Origin of the sequence: Mycoplasma zalophidermidis (assembly GCF_024742155.1) — a bacterium.
In the GTDB taxonomy this organism is placed as follows: Bacteria; Bacillota_I; Bacilli_A; order Mycoplasmatales; family Metamycoplasmataceae; genus Mycoplasmopsis; species Mycoplasmopsis zalophidermidis.
In genome coordinates this window covers 65,581-84,626 of the sequence record NZ_JANSFS010000002.1, presented here as the reverse complement: position 1 = coordinate 84,626, position 19,046 = coordinate 65,581, and the positions used below count along the sequence as shown (strand labels likewise).

The 19,046-nt window shown below is 29.8% G+C and carries 12 protein-coding genes; 2 read left to right on the top strand and 10 right to left on the bottom strand.

What is annotated here, in order from left to right:
- Positions 1–36 precede the first annotated feature (36 nt).
- The gene (locus NW238_RS01570) at positions 37–8,046 is read left to right on the top strand and encodes an ABC transporter permease (protein WP_258451681.1); all 8,010 of its coding nucleotides are present in this window, start codon (positions 37–39) and stop codon (positions 8,044–8,046) included.
- On the top strand, positions 8,046–9,020 hold the full coding sequence (locus NW238_RS01565; RefSeq protein WP_258451680.1) for an ABC transporter ATP-binding protein: 975 nt from the start codon (positions 8,046–8,048) through the stop codon (positions 9,018–9,020). Before NW238_RS01570 ends, NW238_RS01565 begins: the two co-directional genes overlap by 1 nt.
- 52 nt (positions 9,021–9,072) lie before the next feature.
- Here NW238_RS01565 and NW238_RS01560 read toward each other — a convergent pair whose 3' ends face one another.
- From NW238_RS01560 to mnmG, 10 genes are all read right to left on the bottom strand, one after another.
- Positions 9,073–9,636, bottom strand: coding sequence for a cytochrome b family protein (locus NW238_RS01560; RefSeq protein WP_216505313.1), 564 nt, complete (start codon positions 9,634–9,636; stop codon positions 9,073–9,075).
- 12 nt (positions 9,637–9,648) lie between these two features.
- Positions 9,649–10,509 carry a ribosome biogenesis GTPase YlqF gene (ylqF, locus tag NW238_RS01555; protein ID WP_258451679.1) on the bottom strand — a complete coding sequence of 287 codons (861 nt, stop codon included), beginning with the start codon at positions 10,507–10,509 and terminating at the stop codon, positions 9,649–9,651.
- The gene (locus NW238_RS01550; RefSeq protein WP_216505315.1) at positions 10,509–10,745 is read right to left on the bottom strand and encodes an MAG0865 family DivIVA-related protein; all 237 of its coding nucleotides are present in this window, start codon (positions 10,743–10,745) and stop codon (positions 10,509–10,511) included. The genes ylqF and NW238_RS01550 overlap by 1 nt, the downstream gene beginning before the upstream one ends.
- Positions 10,738–11,454, bottom strand: coding sequence for a TrmH family RNA methyltransferase (locus NW238_RS01545; protein WP_216567784.1), 717 nt, complete (start codon positions 11,452–11,454; stop codon positions 10,738–10,740). The genes NW238_RS01550 and NW238_RS01545 overlap by 8 nt, the downstream gene beginning before the upstream one ends.
- Positions 11,438–11,977 (bottom strand): tRNA (cytidine(34)-2'-O)-methyltransferase, encoded by a 540-nt coding sequence (locus NW238_RS01540; protein ID WP_216505317.1) that lies wholly within the window; start codon positions 11,975–11,977, stop codon positions 11,438–11,440. Before NW238_RS01540 ends, NW238_RS01545 begins: the two co-directional genes overlap by 17 nt.
- Before the next feature lie 57 nt (positions 11,978–12,034).
- Positions 12,035–13,543: a trigger factor gene (tig, locus tag NW238_RS01535; RefSeq protein ID WP_216505318.1), complete on the bottom strand. Its 1,509-nt coding sequence runs from the start codon at positions 13,541–13,543 to the stop codon at positions 12,035–12,037.
- Between the two features lie 137 nt (positions 13,544–13,680).
- Positions 13,681–14,949 carry an HAD family acid phosphatase gene (locus NW238_RS01530; RefSeq protein WP_216505319.1) on the bottom strand — a complete coding sequence of 423 codons (1,269 nt, stop codon included), beginning with the start codon at positions 14,947–14,949 and terminating at the stop codon, positions 13,681–13,683.
- Positions 14,950–15,131: 182 nt separating this feature from the next.
- Positions 15,132–16,493, bottom strand: a complete 1,362-nt coding sequence (locus tag NW238_RS01525; RefSeq protein WP_216567786.1) for an HAD family acid phosphatase — start codon at positions 16,491–16,493, stop codon at positions 15,132–15,134.
- 204 nt (positions 16,494–16,697) lie between these two features.
- The gene (locus NW238_RS01520; RefSeq protein ID WP_216505321.1) at positions 16,698–17,144 is read right to left on the bottom strand and encodes a 23S rRNA (pseudouridine(1915)-N(3))-methyltransferase RlmH; all 447 of its coding nucleotides are present in this window, start codon (positions 17,142–17,144) and stop codon (positions 16,698–16,700) included.
- Entirely contained in the window at positions 17,131–18,969 is a 1,839-nt protein-coding gene (mnmG, locus tag NW238_RS01515) for a tRNA uridine-5-carboxymethylaminomethyl(34) synthesis enzyme MnmG (RefSeq protein ID WP_216567787.1), read from the bottom strand. Before mnmG ends, NW238_RS01520 begins: the two co-directional genes overlap by 14 nt.
- Positions 18,970–19,046 lie beyond the last annotated feature (77 nt).

Sequence of the window (19,046 nt, the reverse complement as noted above, 5' to 3'; positions counted from 1 at the left end):
ATTGATATAAAATATACATATACATAAAGGAGAATTATGTGAAGACTGTTTAAAGAAGTGTTTAAATCGCTAAGCAAGAACAAAGTTGTTGTTATCGGTTTAAGTATTTTGGTGTTTTTAACTTCTGCTATATTTACATTGCTTTCAAGCGTGCGGAATGTTATAGTTGGTGGTTTTGACAACTATAAAAATGTTTCAAAATTGCATGATGTATCTGTGGATTTAAACCTTCCTACCCAAGGGAGTGCATTTAATCAAGGATATTTTGTTAACGGTGAAAGTGGCGAAACACTGGCTGCAAAAGGGTTAAAACAATATCAACCGATTGTATACTATGTGGATCATGGTCCTTATTTACAATATGAAAAAATTGCTGATGAATATTTAAATAATATCAGCAACGAATTAAATTTAAATTCCGAAAAAGATTATTTGCCTTTTTCTGTTTTAGGTATAGATAATACAAATGCTCTTTACGATTACTTTTTTGCAAAAGAGGATTTATCTAAACTTTATTCTATTTATAAAGCTGAAAAAAACTCAAATATACCCCACACCGTTGAATTCAATTTAGATGATCCCAATAATGCAAAATTTACAATTAAAGACCCATCTAGAAATATACGAATTTATAAAAAAGATGGCGATAAATACTCTCAATTAACAATTAGTCACATAGTTAAACCTTCAGATACTATAAAATTTGATAAAGAGATAAAACTCGGAGAATTATTATCGCTAAAGAATATAGATAATAAATTATATGCAACACAAATTTCTAATATTTATGTTAACAGCGTTACAAAAGAGGCGACCATAGATTATGGTAAGGGAATTGACTGAATTGATGATAATGTTGGTTTCAGAATTAAACCAAATCAAATTGCAAAAGCTCTTAACTTTGCCCCTTCAATAGTCGATGGCGAAGTTAGTTCCATAATTTTTGAGCAGAAATTATCCAATTTTGACTACTCGCAAATTTTAATAAATGCTGCAACCAATAAACTTGATGAATCGTTATCATTAAAAACACAAATTCAATTAAATGCTTTCATCGATAATGAATTGACAACAAATCAGCTACAATTGCAACCCTGACCTGCAAATATTGAATTAAAAATTTCTGGTGGCTGAATAAACAAAAATGAAACTAGTACAGTGTTTTTAAGAAATCACTATTACACCTCGTATGCGGAACACGAAAATGGAAAATCTAAGTGACAAGGAGCTTTCAAAACCTATATTGATTCACTAGGAAATCCGAGAAAAGACAAAAGAAATAGTGAATGAGATTCATTAGAAACATTCTCATATTGAAAGAAACAAAAACAAAGTAAAATTACTGGCTATAAATTAGATGAAAATACACATAAATGAGTATTGGACGAAGATAAAACTTTAATTAGAAACATTGAGTTGCCGCTTAGTTCTAGTTTTAATTATACTGATTTAAATACTGTAAAACTTTGAACAAATGATTCAAGAATTTCTCCTCTGAATCAACCATATGCAATACCGATCGCTAATTCCAAAACGATTAACGATATTGAAAAAAGAAATTTATTCGGTGAAGCACAAAGAGAGTTTAACGAACTTGATGATAAACATAAATTAGATATTTTGAATAACGAAAATCAAATAAACGAAAAATATACAATCATTAATTCAAAAGCTTATGAAGCAACTAAAAAATTAATTGTTGACAGTATCAAAGAAAAAGTAGGTGCTGAAAACATTGGTTTGAGACAAACTATTACTGTTAATGGTATCAATGATGAAACAGGCAAACAAAACGTTTTTCACTTTATTAACACAGGTGATCAAAATTATGAAATTACGGGAATTAAATTAAATGTTGGTGGTTTGTTTGATGAATCAGCAAACAAAACAGCTTTAAGTAATTTAGGCACTAATTCATCAACCATATACAACTCAACGCAGCTAAACCCATATGTTTCTTCAATGTTGATTCAATCAATATTTAAAAATTTATATCCGGATCCAAATTATATTGAACCTATTTATCAATTTGCGTTGGTTAAAGATTACAATATCAATACCGGTGTTGATAGAATCTACGATAATGCAAAAATTGTTATGTTAGCTGATTATAAAAACGATAATAAAGATTATTCTAAACAAAGTACCAATTACGGTATCTTGTCAATTGCTAACAAATATAAATTAGTTGAAAGAACTAACAATACTGGATATTTTGAGGTTAAATATACAAACAATATGCCAACCGATGGCATGGATGTTGGTTTATTAAGCAAATTCCTTGATAAACATAAACTAACAATAGCTACTAATTTCATACGCACCGAAGGTGATGGATGAGTTAAAAACGACAAGGAATTTGAAAACGTTTATTATATTCCTATTTATTATTTAGCACCTAGATCACAATTAATGTATGATGTTTTATCAAATGGAAAAATTGATATTCTTGCTCAAACCATTGAAAAATATCTATTAAATTCCGACTTGGTCAAAAAACAATTTTTAACGAGTGAACAAATAATTGAAATAGCTAAAATTCTTAAAAAAGTATTAAATCAGCATAATTTTGCAGCGATTTTTGCCAACGGCAAAATGAATCAAGGAATTATGGCCGAATTAGGGTTCGACTTTATTTATGAATTAAGTCATCATGAAAACGGCGATTTATTAAAATCTATATTATTTGGTGTATTACAGCAAGTGGTTAAAGATATTAAAAGTCGTGGAAATATTTTTGAACAAAGAAAATATTTAATTAGCCAAGTAAATAATTTATTTGCAAATATTATGACATTAACCAATTTCGATTTGAGTCAGTATATAACTGCCGAAGCTTTAGTTAATTCTTCTAAAGACCCAATTAAAGTTGTTGAATCATTTATTAAAATTGTAAATTCTATTGATTTGAAAAAAATGAGTGAGTTATCTCGCGAATGATTCAAAACAAAAAATAATCAAGTTATTAAAGACTCTGATAATATCTATTACACAACTAAGTTATCGTCTGGAACAATAATAAAATGAGTCTTTTCATCAATTAATCAAAAATATTTAAAAGAAGGCTTAACAGACTTAATTGACAATTTAGATTTAACTAAAGCCCTTAATCTTGATAATCCAAAATCCTTGTTATTTATTTTATTATCAAACTTAGCGCCTGATTTGGTAGTTCCTCTAAAACCTATAATCAATAAGATGGACTCTCGTCAAGGCAATGAGGCGTTCGATAATGTTAAGGAAGGTTTAATTAATATTATTAAAGGTGTTGATTTTAACATTTTGAATCAAGAGTTATTAAAATCAAGCAAAACAAAATTCGTTAAATATACCGAAGATGTTTTCAACTTAGAAACAGGTAAAAACGAAACCAAACAATATAATGTTGTTCTTGACGCAATTTCCCCAAAAGACGGAATAATGTCTTTCCTTAAATCTATGTTTTCATTGCAGGGCTCAAATAGAACATTTAAAGACAACTTAATAAAAATGTTCAATCTATCTGCGAAAACCAAAACAATCAAAATTTTAGATAAAACAATATTCTTGCCAGATGCTGATGAAGACAAAATTAGTTTCTTTGATTTCTTAGGTATTTTTACTTCATTATTGCAAGGAAAAGAAAATGTAATATTCAGAAATTATACTTTTGAAGTTCAACTTTATTCACTTAAAGAAGTTTTAAACAAAGCACATCCTGATGAAAAAGTTAATTTAAGTGATTTCAACATCAAAGAAATTCAATTTGTAAATAAATTTAATGTTTTCGACAAAAACTATACAAATAAAGATGCTTTAGAAAAAGTAAATAAACTAATTTTATTTATCAATCAAACTAAAGGTGGCACAAATATTTTTACTCCAGCAAATTCCAAGACAGGAGCTGATTTATTGTTTGACCTTTTAAAATTCCAAGATGGGAATACAACCTGACAATTAGTTAAATCTGCTATTGATTCTAGCGCAACCACACAAATTGACAACGAATATGCATTAGGAGCACAAACTTTTGATGTTTTTACACCTTATTTACAAATGTTTAAAAATAACGATGCTAATTTTGAACAAGCGAACATATTTGTTAAAGACTTCTTAAATTTCAGTATTAATCCTGAAGTGTTGAAATTATCACAAGCTAAATCAACTGGCGACAATATTCCTTTTGAAGAAAATCTTAATTGATATATAACCGAATATTTGCAAAACCCAGAATCTATAGATTTATTCAATCAAAATTCAAGTGGCGAATTTATCAACGAGAATGTTCGTGACTTGGTTAATCAAAATCCCCAATATAAAAAATGGATTGCGAATAATAAACAATTATTAATAAGAGAGTTGGGATTCATTGGTGCAAGCAAAAAATTCAGCTCCAATGATAATGATCAAAAAAATGGTATTTATCACCACACGATTTCTAAATTTGTTGAAAATTATTTATCAAAACATGAATTCTTTGACTACAAAGATACGATAACGGCATTGGCTGCGGCTTTAGGTCCAAATGTACCAGTTCAAGTGTTTGGTATATCTAAAGCTCTAATTAATCCTGTTTTAAGGGCAGTTTTCCCTGAAATCTCTATTACTTATCTAGCAGCACAAAAAACTCAGCCGGGCTTAATTAATGGAAACTTGCAATATTTAGTTCTTAATAAAATTAATAATTTAGAGTTATTGGTAAAAAACAATAGTGATGCGTATAATGATTTATCAAATCTATTGGATGCAACATTTGTTGATAATGACACATCGCTTGTACCGATCAATTTAGATAAAAATAAAAATCTAGTAATGGATGGACCGAGAATTAATGATTTAAAAGTTAAGTCGCAATCTATCCCTTCATTATTTGGTTTAAACATTGTCCAAATGATTCCAGAAATCATCTCTGATATTGTAGAACCTAAAGCTATTAAAGAAATAGTATTCAACTCTTCATCGAGTTTTGTTGCTAAAGCGAACTTTGCTTATCTATCTAAAAATAATAAAGAGATTTTTGATGGTGATATACCTTCAGATCCGTTAGAAATAAATAAATTTATAAACAATTTAGACAAAAAATACATTTTAGATGTGAATGGTATTAAATTCGTCATTGTAGGTCAAGAAACAACTGTGGACTATATGTACCCAATCGTTGACGAAAATAACTTGCAAGTTAATACTAAAAACCAAGCGTTAGTTTATGTTAATAAATGAGGATTTTCAAGAATTAAATTAGCTTATGCTGGAAATGTTATTAAGCAGGCATTATTAGTTAAAAACAATGGGCAGGTGTCGAACGAAGAACTTAAATCCGATATCACCGAAGTTGTTAACAAGTCAATTAGTGACTCAAATAAATTGCAAAGAGTATTCTACACAAATGAAATTGATCCAATTAACCCTGAACGTGCATTAAGATTAAATACTGTTGAGTCAGTAATTAAATTAATTTCAATTTCAACATTAGCAATCATGTCGGCATTAATGGTCGTGGTTGGTGTATCAATTATCTTTATTATCAAAAGATATATTTCAAACAAAAATAAAGTGTTGGGTATTTTGGTTGCTCAAGGTTACACCGCCACACAAATTGGTCTATCTCTAACTGTCTTTGCATTGGTAACTTCAATTATTGGAGGAGTGCTAGGATATGTTGTTGGTAATAGGCTTCAGTTATTATTGCTTAATGTTTTTTCAAGTTACTGGACCTTACCTAAAGAAACAGTAAAATTTGACTGAATAACAATGATAATTACAGTCTTTGTTCCATTTATTGGAATGAGTTTATTAATTTATATTGTTTCATTAATCTCGTTGCGTTTTAAACCAAATGAATTAATCACAGGCGTTATTAATTTACCAAAAACAAAAGTTATTCAACAATACTATAAAGCAACCAAAAAAGCTAATGTAAAAGGTAGATTCTCATTTGTGTTAGCTTTCAGTAATTTTTGAAAATTAATTGCCTTTTCAGTTAGCGTAATGTTGACAAGCTCAGCAACACTATTTGGAATCGCATCGAATAATGTTTTTACCAAAACTATTGATAATACTTATCAAAACAGAAACTATAAATTTAAAATTGATATGGAAACCCCTACAATAGAGGGCGGACCATATAAGCTTTATAATGCAAATGATTTATATAAAAATATTTATACACCTATAGGTGAAAGTATTGAATCCCAAAGAGAAATACACGACTACTTTAGACCAGGTTATTCTTCGGTAATCAATAAAAACGGTAAAAACGGTATACCGTCTATAAATGATTCTCAATATGATTCACATATATTAACTCAGTTTTCAGCAGCAATAAAAGTTGATGCAGGTGTTTCAGCAGATCCTTGATTGGTTGCATACAATTCTATGCCTGACTCACAAAAGGCTAAAATTGATAAATTGAGAGATAAGGTTGGTATTACTCTTGAAAAAACTCAAGCCCAAAGCGACTTAAAATGAGTGATTGATAAAAAAACTCAAAATGTTTCATTAGTAAATAAAAATGATGAAAAAGTAAACTTCTTCAAATATTATCGCTCGCCATATGATAAGCAAGGTAATTTCACATATGCTGAGTGAGATGGCAAAGAATATCAAATGAAAACTATAACAACTGAACCTATATTGAGAAGTTCTTATAGAAACTTTTTAGTAAATGGATATAAAACTATTGAACAACGTATTAAACTTGAATCTCAAAATCCTGATTTGATAATTCGCCCTCCTAAAAATTTTGAAGAAAATTACAGCAAATATAATTATTGATTAAATGATGCTGGCCCTATTTATGGACCAACAGTAAACGATTATTTTATTAGTTTCGGTGGTGTGTATTTCAATCCAGATCATGATGAAGTTTATACTTATATTAAGTCAAATTACGATGGTAGAGACATAAAAATTTATGGCTACCAAAATAATTCTAAATACGTAAAATTGCTAAATGATAATGGTGATAATCTTTACGAAATTCTTTATAAATTCAATGATAAAAGTGTTTATCCTTTAATAATTAATGAGGTAGTAGCAAGACAAAATAATTTACGTGTAGGCAGTCAAATAAAACTTGATATCCAAAATAGCGTTTCAAGATTTAAAGAAAAAATTCTTTCTAAAATAGAAAATAAAACTATTGTAAATCAAAGTGCAACATTTAAAGTTGTAGCAATTAACCCAACGTATATTAATTCTGAATTCATAACTAGATATGATGTAGCAAATAAATTAATAGGCTTCGATGATTTAAAACTACCAGATAATTTTGTTAAATTCAATGGAGTGTTAACGAATAATGATACCCCACTTCAAGTAACTAATTCAACTGGTCTTTATTCGGTTAGTGGTTACTGATCAGGTATTGATAGTTTTGATGTATCTACAATGGCACCTGAAACAATGAAAGCAATGTTTGATCAAATATTTCATCCATCAAATGGAGTTTTATCGAAAACTCTAACACCTGATCAAATCATGAAATTCCTAGATCCCACAAAAGATAAATTTGACCAAAGTATCTATAATAATATTCGTGAACAACCCAAAGAAGCTATTAATAATTTTGCTCAAACTTATAATAATAAAATATATGTTGCGTTGTCTAGCGCTATCGATTCTAAAGATATTGAAGCTGGTTTTACCAGCCAAATCGGAAACACAATACAAACTCTAACTGTTGCTATTATTTCATTGAGTTTCATTATTTCGTTAGTAATCCTAATAATAATGTCAACGATAATGATTAGTGAAAACCAAAAAAATATCGCTATTTGATCAATACTGGGTTATGACCAAAAAGAAAAAATTAAGATGTATTTTTCAGTATATGTTCCGTTTATTCTTTTTGCTATATTGTTATCAATACCGATAGTAATGTTTGTTATGTATACATTCAACCTGTTCTTGTTATCGGTCTCATCTATAGCATTAACACTAACACTGAACCCAATACATGTTTTAACTACAACGGCACTAATATTTATGATATTCATTGTAACATCTCTAATTACATGAATTACCGTTAATAAAATGAAACCCGTCGATTTATTGAAAGGAAAATAATGGCTAAAGAAAAAAATAAAAAAAATCGTAGTATAAATAGGATTCACGAAGAAGAAAAATTATTAGATATTCAGTCACAAACTAATGAGTTTATACTTGACTCCAAAATTACGAAAGATAATATTTTTGAAGCTCTAGAGTCAGTCGGAGATAAAAGAAATATAATCGTCCCTAAAAAAATGGCAAGATTCATTTCTCGTATCAGCAAAAGAAAAAGACGAAAAGATGGCGCCGAAAGCGCAATTAATTCAGGCGAGAACATTATTGAAGTAAGAGATGTTTCAAAATATTATGTTAACGGAAATGTAATTACTAAAGTTTTAAAACATGTAAATATAGAAATTAAAAAAGGTGAAATCGTTTTAATATTAGGTGTTAGTGGTGGTGGAAAATCCACGCTATTAAATCTAATTTCTGGTTTAGATAGACCTACAAGAGGCGATGTGATAATTTGCGACCAAAATCTACCATATATATCAGATAGATTAATTACAAAATTTAGACGCAAACATGTTAGTTTTATTTTCCAAAACTATAATTTGTTGGAGAATTTGAATGCATTCGACAATGTCATGACAGGTGCTTATTTACAAAATGATGAATCGCGCAAACTAGATTTAAGCGAATTATTTAAAACTTATGGAATGGAGGAAGAAATGACTAAATTTCCTCCTCAAATGTCTGGTGGGCAACAACAAAGAGTTTCTATTATGAGAGCTTTAGCAAAGAATGCTGAAATAATTTTTGCTGACGAACCAACCGGAGCCTTGGATGAACAAACCACAAGAATTGTTTTGAATTCATTATATAAAATGAATAAAGATAATGGTACCACAGTAGTTATGGTTAGCCACAATCCTACAATGTCGGCTATGGCACATAAAGTTATACATATTGTTAAGGGTGTAGTAAAAGAAGTGGAAATAAATAAAAATCCAGTTCATCCTGATGAAATTGGTTTATATAACGAATAATAAAAAAGTTCCATTTTAATATGGAGCTTTTTATTTGTTTAACAATCTAAATTTATTCTTTGTTTTCTTCGTTTATAAATTTGAATGAATTTTTATCATCATTATTATTGTCATTACTTTGAGCAACATCATTATTTACCTCTGTTATTTGAGCTTCTTCTTGTGTATTATTATTTTCTATTTTGTCACGCAATATTGACATTTCTTCTTCAGTGTCAACTGATTCAAGCAGATAACGATTAGGATATCTCACAAGACCAACTATTATTCATTTAGAAATGGTTGGTCTAACTTCCTCAGCGCTGTAGCCCTTAATAATCATATTAAGTGTCACCAATTGCATAATATTTGCGACCAGCCATCAAATTGAACCTAAAAATGCAATTACTAATAAAACAAGAGCAAAAATCTGATGTGCCGTATTATTATTTGAAGCTGGCGCAGCTGGTTTGGCAACTGATGCGTATATAAATAACCCTAGTACAAACCCAATAATAATTGTCATTAATGCCCCAGACTGTATTGATAGCTTAACTCTTGATTTCATGTGTTCGGCATTTGCCATTAGAACTTTTGTTCATGCTTCTACTTTGTCTTTGTGTTTATATTTACTCATGTGTACTCCTTATTAATCGTATGTCACGCTTTTTAATTCGCGAACTCAATTAATGAAATATTTATAGGCTCTATTAAGGTCAATCTTTCCATTAATTTTGTAACCACGATTATTTGAAATTTGCGAAAATATGTTGTGTTTTTCTACTTCACCTAGATTTTCGAATTCAGTTAGATTTATATTGAATTCAGTCAAAAATTTATCAGGGTAATACTCTGCAATTATTGATAAAAACGAGTAAGCCAAAAACATAATTGGGAATATTTTTGTTTCTATGGAACCAATCATTGCTAATTTTGTAGCTGATTTTTGATTATCTTGCTTTGGCAGTAGTATACCAGGCGTATCCATAAAATAGAAATTATCAACTGCCACCCATTGTTTATCCCTTGTAACTCCCGGATAGTTAGCAACTTTAAGAGATTTTTTTTGACTAATTAGATTTATTAATGTACTTTTGCCGGCATTGGGAACACCCAAAACAAAAGCCTTTATTTTAGAAACAAGCAAACCTTTTTCCTTGTCTCTTTTAATTTTTTTCGACATAATTTTTTGAATATTTTTAAGGATTATTCCACGACTTTTTTGTTTTCTTAAATCTAATCAAAGAATTTGAGAACCCTTAAATCTAGCTTCTATTTTTTGTTTTTTATTTTGATCCATTAAGTCGCTTTTGGTGATGATAAACAATCTAGGTTTATGTGAGGCTATTTTGTCAAAATCTTCATTATAGCTACTGATAGGACAGCGCGCGTCTAAAACAATGATAAATACATCTGCTAAAGTTGAATTTATTTTTATTTCTTTCATAGCTTTAGCCATGTGACCAGGATATCAATTTATTAAATTTTTGTGTTCGTCTGAAATTCTCATTATTTTTCCAACTTCATTAATTTTGTTTCAAATTCGGTTTTTTCTATTTGTGTTTCCAATTCTTGAATTCTATTAGTTTGTTTAGATATTGCATCATTTAAAATTTTAATTTCGGTTTCTAATTGCTCAATTAAATAAACAAAATCACTGATTATTGAATTGATTTGGTCAACAGAATATCCGTTTAATTCCCGCTTCGCTTTAGACAATTTATCTAATATTTTATCTTTATTCATTTAAACCTCCATTTGTCCTATTTAATATTATACCTGCTGCAACGGCAACATTTAAACTTTCAAATTTAATTGGAATATATATTTTTTTGTCTGCGTATTTGTATAAATTACTCGATATTCCATGTCCTTCATTGCCTAAAACAATTACTTTGTTCTGTGAAGGATATTTAACTGAATTAAAATCAACAGAATCCTCGTTTAATGAAGACATAAAGATTTTATGAGTTTTAGATAAATTTCTTAATTCGTTTTCGGCATCGTTGTAGTTTACTATATTAATCCTAAAAATAGCACCTTGAGTAGATCTTAAAATCTTAGGATTATAAGGATTGATATTAGTAAAAATTGTGTCATAACCAAACGCTATTGCCGTTCTGATTATTGTTCCAACATTTCCGGGGTCTTGCACGTTATCGCAAAAAACTATATTACTTCCAATGTTATTAAGATTTGGTTTTTTGCAAATAGCTACGCACCCTTCGGGATTTTTGGTTTGTGTTATTGAGTTAAGAACGTTTTTCGTTATTTTTGTTGAGTTTTCAAAATTGTTTTGATTTTCCAACTCTAACACTTGGATAACGGTTTCATCATTTTTTAAGGCTTCTTGAATGAAATTTTTTCCTTCAATGATAAATAAACTATTGTCCCCTTTTAATATTTTTTTAATATCTTTGATTAGTTGATTAGCAACGCTACTGATTAGTTTCATTTATATTCTCCAAAAAATCTTTGCCTTTTTGAGTTTCAAAAAAGTTCAATCCGTTAAAATTCAGATGTCTCATAATTTCGTAGCCAATTATACAAACGCAGTTCGCTAAATTTAAACTTCTCATAGCAGTAACCATTGGAATTCTTAAGCATCTATCTAAATTATCGTGAAGAATTTTTTTATCAATTCCTGTAGATTCCTTACCAAACATTACTCATATTTCTCCATCATTGTTCGCCACATTTTTGTAATCAGGTTCAGTATAAGAATGAGTACCGTATCTAGTAATGTAAAAAATCTTTTTGTTGCCATATTTTTTGAAAAAATCGTCGTATGAATTATGAACTTCGTGTTGAATATCGCTTAAAAGTCTTCCTGCTGCAGGGCGGGAAAGTTTTGATGGTAATAAGTCAAAACCTAATGGTTTGATAATGTGTAGTTTTGCGCCTAAAGCAAAACAAGTTCTTATTATGTTACCGGTATTAGGACAAATTTCAGGTTGGTATAGAACAATATTTAACATGATAAATTCCTTTCCTTCTTTCGATAAAAATGCTGCCTTGATTAGGCAGCAGTTTTATTATTTACTAGATTTTTTAGTTTTTTTGCTGATTCTTTTTTCAAGGTCTTCTTGTTTTTGTTCTGCATTTGCTACAGTTTCACTCATTTTAGCTGCTTTTAATTCCTCAGCTCTTTTATTTCATTCTTCAGCAATTTTAGCTGCATTTTCGTCTAATTCTTTTTCAAGTTTAGCTAATTTTTCACCGGCTTTTGGATCTTTTGCGGCTAGCAACGCCGATACGTGTTTTCTTTCTAAGATACGTTGGTTAATTTGTTCTTTATTTTGATTGTCGCTCATAAAGAATCCTGTTAGAAAGCTTGTTGGTAAACCAGTAGGCATTGAGGTTCTGTTTCCTCAGATAGTTAAGTCTTCTTCCGTAACTTCGTTACTGATACCTGTTTCTTTTAATAATTTTTGTGAAACAAGTGAGAAAGCAATTCCTGCTTTTTCTTCTTTAAATACCAATTCATTAAATTCTTGTTCTGTTTTGTCTAAAACTTTCAAGTATTCTTCAAATTTAATATTTTGTTGTTTTAATTGAGAAATAATTTGGTTACGTTTTTGTTCAACTTGGTATCAAACGAACATATCGTTAATTTTAATTTCGTTTTTATCAACAACATCTTGAACATATTTTTCAATAAATGTGTTCAAAGAAAGTTCGATTTTATTGTTTAGCAATACTCATTTAAGTACATTTTTAGCTTCGTCAAGAGTTTTAGCCGCTCCAGCTCTTAAAACATAAATATTTTCATCAGTTAATTTTGTTTCTTCCGGTCTTTTAGCTGCCACAATTTCAACTTTGAATGTTGCTTCTTTTCCAGCTAGCTTAGTTACTGGATATTCTTTAGGGAATGTAACAATAACATCACCTTTATAGCCAATTTTCTTGTCTAATAATTGTTCTTCGAATGTATCAATAAATGTCTTAGAACCCAATTTTAAATCAAAGTTTTCGGCTTGACCACCGTCAAATTCTTCACCATCAACAAAACCTTTGTAGTTCAATGTAACAGTGTCACCATTTTCGGTTTTTTGTTTTTCAGTAAGTGGCAATTGAAGTGCAGTTTCTTTTAATTTTGCTTCAATGTATTCATTGATGTCGGCATCTGTAACTTTAGGTAAGTCAAATTTAACTTTAACTGAGTCTAATTTTAAATTACTTAAATCAGTATCTAATGGGTAAGTTAATTCAATAACTGCTTCATTTTCATCTAGTTTTTCTAGATCTACACGAGGTCTAACAGCAATAACTCTATCTGATTCTTTTTTTACTTCTTCAAAAATTGAATCTAGTTTTTGTGACAAATATGTGCTCATAGCATTTTGTAAAATTTGTGCTTTTGAAACGTATTTTTCTGCAATGTTTGCTGGAACTTTACCTTTTCTAAAACCGTCAACTTTTAGGTTTTTTAGTAATTCAGCTTTTGATTTTTGTTGTAAATCTGTTCATTCTTGACCTTTAAGAACGAGTGTTTTTTTGATTTCAACTTTGTTTTCATCAATAACGATGTCTTTTTTTGCCATATTTAATCTCCTTAATATAACTTATAAATTAATATCTTAATTTTAATATAAAAATAATAATTTATGCGCAATTTCTTAAATAAGGTGTATTTTTTGTTTTCATAATATAAAAACGGGATAAACCCGTTATAAATTAATTATTTCGCTGAATCGTCTGTACTTTTTGAATAAATGTCATTTAATTCTTCTCAAAGACTACTGAATGACCCATATCCAAGACCTTTTGTTCAACTTCCATACATAGCATTTCCAGGAACTTGCAGGTTAAATTGGTGTCAAGCTAGTTTTTCTTTTTTAACCATTTTAGTCTTTTTATCAACAGTTATTTTAATACCTTCAGCTCCATTTACATCGGTAAAAATTGCTTTAATATCTTTGTTTGATTCGTCAAAGAAGAATTTATTTGTTATATCGAATTTAGCTTGTTTTTTGTATGCATCATCGTAGAAATCGCTTGCATCATCACCAATTTTCATAATAACTTTTGTTACTACTTTATCTCCAGCTCCTGTTTGTGATTTAGAAAAATCTCAACCAGCTGTATTGTCGCTAACAGCATTCATTCTTTGGTTTTTTGTTGAAACTTTTGAATTGTCTGTTTTATTTTCAAAATCACTGATAGCTTTAGCTCATGGGGCTGTTGCGAATGTACCATCTTCATTGTAAGGATTTACTCCCGAACATCAAAACATTCAATCGTGTAGATATTTAGCATCAACTCCTTCTTTAATTAAATTCTTTTTAATACCTTCAACTGAGTCTTTTAACTGTCTAATTCCCGAGTTAAACATAACGATACCGCCATTAGCATATACGTGTTTAATAAAGTTGATTGCACCAGCAACTGCTCTTCTGTTACCTTTAGCATCAACTGAGTCTTTTTTATCTTCGCTAAATCTACCATTATTTTCAGCAACCATTCAAGACTCAGTTTTTTCATTTATAAATACAGTTTCATCAACATCCATAAATACTACTGGTACACCATATCCGCTTTTAGGGTTAGAAACTACACCTGTTTCAACATTTAGCGCTGAATAGTCCATTTTATCTTCTTCTGCACGTTTCTTTAGATTGTCAAATGCTAGAGTAGCAAGAGTGTAGGCTTGTAATGATTGTAATTTTGCCTCAGCAGATCTCATATATCAAACAATAGCGCCGGTAATGCCAACACCTGAATTTAATTTACCAATGATTTGCGCTTTAGCATTTTTATCCAATTTAAGTTGCGAAACCAATTCGATTTGTTTTTCAACAGGTAATTTATTTATTTCTTCACTTAAATTTATTTTTTTAGTTGTTTTACTGTCATCCTTATTGTCATTATTATTGCATGCGGCAGCAACAATTGGGAAAGCAGATACAGCCGAAGTACCCACAAGTAACAATTTTAATTTTTTATTCATTTTATCTCCTTAAGTGTCCTTAACATATCCAAATTATGGATGGTTAAATTATACCTTTATTATTGATGAATAATTAGATATAGTAATCTCATGAAAAATAAAATAATGAGTATTGTTCTTAGAAAAATTACGAATTCAATTGAAAAATGTTTTTATACAAAAAATGGGTTTCCCCATTTAATTTATTTTGTTTCTGAAACATTATCTTTTGAGTTGTTTTTAATTTCATTAAGTAGTTTTCAAATCTTGTCATAAGTACCATAGTTAAGTCCCCTGGTTCAGCCACCATACATTGCGTTTCCAGGAACTTGAACGTTAAATTGGTGTCAGTCAACTTTATCTGTTTTAACATCCACTTTTGCGGTCTTACCTTCACCGGTCTTTGTTTTAGTTACTTTAACCCCTAGAGCCCCATTAATGTTTTCGAATAATTCTTTTAGATTTGCTTCGTAATATTCTCTGGTTTTATCCATGTTTTTAAGGTGTTTATAAGCATCGTCATAGAAGTCATTAAAGTCATCACCAATTCTCATAATTACTTTTGTTACAACTTTATCGCCGGCCTCATTTTGTGATTTTGAGAAATCTCAACCAGCTGTATTGTCATTAACAGCATTCATTCTTTCGTTTTTGCTTGTTGCTCATTGAGTTGTTTTTTCATTCTTAAATAATTCAACGGCGGTCTTTCACGGAGTTGGGTCATATTTGGTTTTTTTATCATCTAAAAATGGCTTAACCCCTGAGCATCAGAACATTCAGTCATGCACGTATTCTTTTTTAACTCCGGCATCAATTAAGTTTTTGCTGATTCCGTCAATGGCGGGTTGTAATTGTCTAATTCCTGAGTTAAACATAACGATTCCACCATTTTCAAATACATGGTTAATAAATTCGATTGCACCAGGAACGGCACGTCTTTTGCCTTTGGCGTCAACAGAGTCTTTAAAATCTTCGGCAGTAATATTTTTTTCTTTATCAACAACGCCTCAATCCATGTGTTCGTCTACAACCATTCATGATTCAACATATTCATTAACAAATACAGTTTCATCAACATCCATAAATACTACTGGTACTGATTTTCCAGTTTCAGGATTTTTTACTAATCCAGTTTTTTTATCAACCGCTTTGTAGTCCATTTTATCTGTATCAGCATATTTTTTAAGATTATCAAAAGCAATAGTTGCTAATTTGTATGCTTGAACTGCTTGTACTCTCGCTTCTGCGGATCTCATGTATCAGACAATTGCTCCTGCAATTCCAGCTCCACTATTCAATTTGTTAATTAGAGTAGCTTTTTCGTCTTTAGTTAAATCTAACTTAGAGATTAGTTCTAATTGTTCTTCCTTGTTTAATTTTTCAATTTCTTGTTTTAAACTAATATCTTTTTGTTTTGATTCATTAAGTTGTTTTTGTAAATCTTTAATTTGATTGTTTAATTTTTCAACTTCTTTATTGTCTTTATTGTTGCAGGCAGCAGCCAATGTTGGTACTGTTGTTAGTGTTGTAGCTCCAACAAGTAAAAATTTCATTTTTTTATTCATTTTGTTATATCTCCTATGATTAATTTCACATAGAAATTATACTTTATTACAATTCACTTGGAATCAATTTCACATAGAAAAACTGCTAAAAAACCCGAAATAATACTAGAGTTCATTAACTCTATTTCATATTTTTCTCACAATTTATTGATTTTTTCTGAAAATTCTATAAAAAGACTAAAAATAAAAACGCAAAATGTTGCGTTATTTATGATATTTTTTGTTATTTAAAATTGATGCTGCTCTATAAATTTGTTCACCTAACATAATTCTGAACAATTGGTGTGGAAAAGTTAGCTTAGAAAATGAAAATTTTATGTTTGAATTAATTAAAGTTTCATCCATTCCATCTGATCCACCGATTATGAATGTTATGTCATCGTGAGAGTTGATAATGTCGCTAAAATCAACTGAATCAAACTGTTTACCTTGTAATGAACACATCATAACAAACGAATCTTTTGGGATTAAATCTAAAATTAATTTAGTTTCTTTTGTTTTTTTAACCTCAATATTTTTTTCTTCGCTAAATTCTTTAACCTCAACAGTATTTATTTGATAATAGTGAGAAATTTGTTTTTGGTAATGTAAAAATAATTTTTTAAAATCGGGACTCAGTGAACCGACAGATATGATTTTAATTTTTTTCATTATTTTTACTTTCAATATGAAACATCAACATTTGTATATCGGCTGGATTTATTCCACTAATGCGAGAAGCCTGCCCAATTGTTTGAGGGCGTATTTTAATAAATTTTTGTTTAGCTTCAGTTGCGATGTTTTTAACATGTTCGTAATCGATATCTACTGGAATTTTTAAGTTTTCCAGTCGCACCATTTTTGAAGCATCAGTTTTTTGTTTTTCTATGTACCCGTGTAATCTAACCATAATAGTTAATTCTTTTTGAAATTCAAAATCTGGAATTATATCATTTGGGTCAACATCTGGTCTAGACAATACTTTTAGTAATGTAACCCCATCAAAAATTTGGTATTTTTGAGCAACTTCTGATTTTCCTGATAAATAAGTTGTATGAAGTCTTTGTATTTCATCGTCAATCATTTTGTATTTGTTAATAACTTTTTGGTATTGTTGTTCAGAAATAGTCTGAGCATATAAACCGTATTCAACTAAACGAATGTCGGCGTTATCATTTCTTAATAAAAGTCTATATTCTGCACGAGATGTCAACATTCTATATGGTTCTTTTGTACCTTTGGTTACTAAGTCATCAATTAATACACCTAAATAAGCGTGATTTCTTAAAATAATTATAGGGTCTTTATGTTCTAGTTTTAAACCGGCGTTAATTCCTGCTACTAACCCTTGACCAGCTGCTTCTTCATATCCGCTAGTACCGTTAATTTGACCAGCAGTAAATAAGTTTTCAACAACCTTTGTTTCTAATGAAGGTTTAAGTTGTAATGGGTCGATTGCATCATATTCAATAGCATATGCTCATTTTTGTACTCTTGCATTTTTTAAACCTGGAATTGTCCGAATAATTTTATCCTGCACATCAATTGGCAACGATGTTGAAAGTCCATTAACATATGTTATAGTTCCATCTGCTGTTTCTGGTTCAAAAAATATTTGGTGTCTTTCTTTCGATGCGAACTTAACAATTTTATCTTCAATTGAAGGACAATATCTAGGTCCTATTCCTTCAATTAATCCTGAATACATTGCACTTCTGTGTAGATTTTCATTGATAATTCTGTGTGTTTCTGCGTTAGTATATGTTAAATGGCAAGCAATTTGTGTAGGCACATTGACATGTGAACGAGAAGAGAAACTAAGATTTATGTCATCTAATATTTCTTGCTCGACTTCACTGTAATCTATTGAGTCCGATCAAATTCTAGGTGGTGTTCCAGTCTTTAATCTTTGAATAGTAAAGCCATGGTCTTTTAAAGATTTTGATAATGTTTTAGTTGTTCTTTCGTTATCGGGTCCGCTTTGTGTTGTTTCGTCACCGCGCAAAATTCTAGAATCCATATAAGTACCGGTTGTTATAACACAAACATCAGAATATATGCTTTGTCCATTATCTAATTTAACACCTACAAAACGGTTTTTATCTGTCAATATTTCTTCAACACCAGATTCCAACAAATCTAGGTATGGTTCTTTTTCAACTTCTTTTTCAATGATTTGAGAATATTTTTCTTTGTCAATTTGAGCCCTAAGTGCTCAAACAGCTGGTCCTTTTGACTGATTAAGCATTTTTAACTGAATTGTGGCTTGGTCGGCTCAAAATCCTTGCATACCTCCCAAGGCATCAATTTCGCGAGTAATTATTCCTTTTGCTGGGCCACCGATTGAAGGGTTACAAGGCATCATGCCAAGTCTATTTTTGTTGAATGAAATTAAAAGGGTTTTATGTTTTTTGTGCGCTAAAGCAAACGCAGCCTCAAGTCCTGCGTGCCCGCCACCAACAACAATTGCTTCATATTTATTAATCTTATTATTCATAGTTTTAATTTTATTGCAAAACAAAATAATCGAAATTTTTCTTAAACGAATTAGTTTTAATTACATTTTTTTGCTAA